Source organism: Kitasatospora sp. NPDC093558 (assembly GCF_040683475.1).
Classification (GTDB): Bacteria; Actinomycetota; Actinomycetes; order Streptomycetales; family Streptomycetaceae; genus Kitasatospora.
The window spans coordinates 1-2,448 of the sequence record NZ_JBFBDY010000823.1; the positions used below are offsets into that span (position 1 = coordinate 1).

1 protein-coding gene is annotated in these 2,448 nt (G+C 69.9%); it reads right to left on the bottom strand.

What is annotated here, in order from left to right:
• Positions 1-121: 121 nt before the first annotated feature.
• Positions 122-1,966 carry an alkaline phosphatase family protein gene (locus AB0O00_RS35685; protein WP_363658861.1) on the bottom strand — a complete coding sequence of 615 codons (1,845 nt, stop codon included), beginning with the start codon at positions 1,964-1,966 and terminating at the stop codon, positions 122-124.
• Positions 1,967-2,448: the final 482 nt, after the last annotated feature.

Consider the following 2,448-nt stretch of genomic DNA (forward strand, 5'->3'; position numbering starts at 1 on the left):
GTTCGCCCGCCCCCGAACGCACGACACCGCCGGACCCAGGGAGGGCCCGGCGGTGTCAGGACTGCGCGAGTGTCAGGACTGCGCGCCGGTCAGGATCGCGCGCCGGTCAGACCTGCAACGGTCAGGCGCGGCGACCGCGCTTGCGGCGGGCGAAGACGACCGCACCCGCGCCGAGCGCCACGAGGGCCGCGGCCGCGGCGGCGATCGGCATGGTGTTGGAGGAGCCGGTGACGGCGAGGGCCGGGCCGCTCGTCGAGGCGCCGGCCGCGGCGGCGGTGGTCGCGGCGGCGGTGCCCGCGCCCGTGCTGCTGCTCGCGCCGGTGGACGGCGTGCCGGCGGCGGTGGAGGAGCCGTCGGTCGGCTGACCGGTCGGGGTGGTGCCGCCGGCGGGCTGGCCGGTGGCCGGGTCGAGGATCAGGGTCGCCGGCTGGGCGTTCTTGAAGTCGAACATGCCCTCGATGGAACCGGCGTGCTCGTCGAAGGAGAAGTCGCCGATGCGGCCGGTCTTCCAGTTGTCCTCGACGAAGCGCAGGACGGAGGTCTGGTCGGTCAGCGTGTGGTCCACGAAGTTGGACTTCGCGTACGGCGACAGCACCAGCAGCGGCAGGCGCGGGCCGAAGCCGCAGCGGTCGGCGTAGCCGCCCGCGCCGGCGTCCTTGCCGCACTGGCCGGCGCCGCTCAGGCCGTCGTTGGTCGCGTCGCGCGAGCCGTTCACGGGCTCGACGAACTTGTGGTCGTACCAGCCGTCCGAGTCGTCGTAGGCGATGACGACGGCGGTGGAGGCCCAGTCCTTGGACTTCTGCAGCTTGTTGACCGTGTCGACGACGAAGTGCTGCTCGTCCAGCGGGTCGGAGTAGCCGGCGTGGCCGTCCTGGTAGTTGGCCGCCTTGAGGTAGGAGACGGCGGGCAGGTTGCCGTGCTGGAGGGCCGCGTCGAAGTCGGTCAGGTCGTACTGGTGGTTGGCCTGGCCGTCGTGGCCGATCTCGTCCACGGTCTTCGGGGCCGCGTGGGTCGGGTTCGCGGTGGACTTGTAGTACTGGAACGGCTCGTGGTGCGGGTTGTAGTCGGTCTGCGACGCGCCCACGATGTTGTTGTGCGTGGCGCCGCAGACGGCCTTGCCGTCCTTGGTGGCGGTCGGCTTGAAGCCGCCCTGGAACCAGCCCCAGGTGACGCCCTTGTCGTTGAGCAGGTCGCCGACGTTCTTGCCGGTCATGACCAGGTGGTTGTGCGCGGGGTTCGAGCAGTCGTCGAAGCCCGGGTCGGGGTCGTTGATGACGGTGCCGACGCCGTTGGCGTCCGGGGAGGCGACCGCGTAGGCGTCGGTCGTCTTCTGGCCGGTCTTCGCGTCGACCGCGTAGCCGCCGTGCGTCTGGCCCGAGATCAGGTTGAGAGCGCCGGGGGTGGACGGGCCGTAGTTGGTGTTGAAGGAGTTGTCGCTCATCGCGAAGCGCTGGGCGTAGTTCCAGTAACCGGTGACGGTGTTGCCGTCGTAGTAGTCCATCACCAGGCCGGGCTGGGTGAACATCGGCGCCTTGCAGCTCTCGACGTTCGTGTGCTCGACGAACTTGTCCATCTTGCCGCCGTCGACGGCGAGCTGCTCGTCCTTGTACGTGTGGTCCTGGTCGCAGGTGACGGCCTGCGTCGGGGCCAGACGCTTCGGGTTCATCGCGTTCGGGTTGTGGTGCAGCAGGTCGTCGCCGAGCCCGTCCACCTTCGGGGTGTCCGGCTTCGCGGTGAACTTCACCTTGTCGTCGGCGGTGTTGGCCGCGTTCGGGTAGGTGCCGAAGTAGTGGTCGAAGGAGACGTTCTCCTGGAATATCACCACGACGTGCTTGATCGGGGTGGCGGTCTGCGGCTCGTCCGCCGCGAAGGCCGCCGGGGTGCCGCCGAGGGCGGTGAGGGACATCGCCCCGACGAGGCCGGCGCCGTACCGGAGCCACCGGTTGCGGGTGGGGACTGCGTGCATGCTGTGATCCTCGAACATGTCGTCAATGAGTGGGGTCGCACGGGCCGAGCAGTCGGCACTCCGGCGGCGGCAAGACGCTAGGGGGACCAGGTGAACGCGGTTCCCGGCCGCAGGTTACCGGACAGTAAACCAGAGACGTCCGTCAGGGTGATCGCGGTTGACAGGTAACTGTCGTTTCTTGATCAGCCGTTGGCGATTCCTTGACCTCCATGCTGGCCCGTCCCTCGTCGGCCCCGGCGTACCGCGCTGGTTGACACGCCGGGCGGGCTACCGCGGGGGTTGTGGCAGAGGTTCCATCCGCGGGCAGACGCCGGGCCCGGTGCGCGGCCCGTAGCGTCGTGCCCGCACTCGGGGCCCGGAACCGACGGAACGGAGACCGGCCCCGGCCGCACGGCAGGTCCACGTACGAGCACCACCACTCACGGGGAGTCGTCTCACATGCAGAACACGTTCGCCCGAGTAGGCGGCAGGCGCGGCGCCAC

What these genes read in the sequence shown, in the direction of transcription:
- AB0O00_RS35685 (WP_363658861.1), bottom strand. Translation starts at nt 1,966, where the DNA reads ATGCACGCAGTCCCCACCCGCAACCGGTGGCTCCGGTACGGCGCCGGC.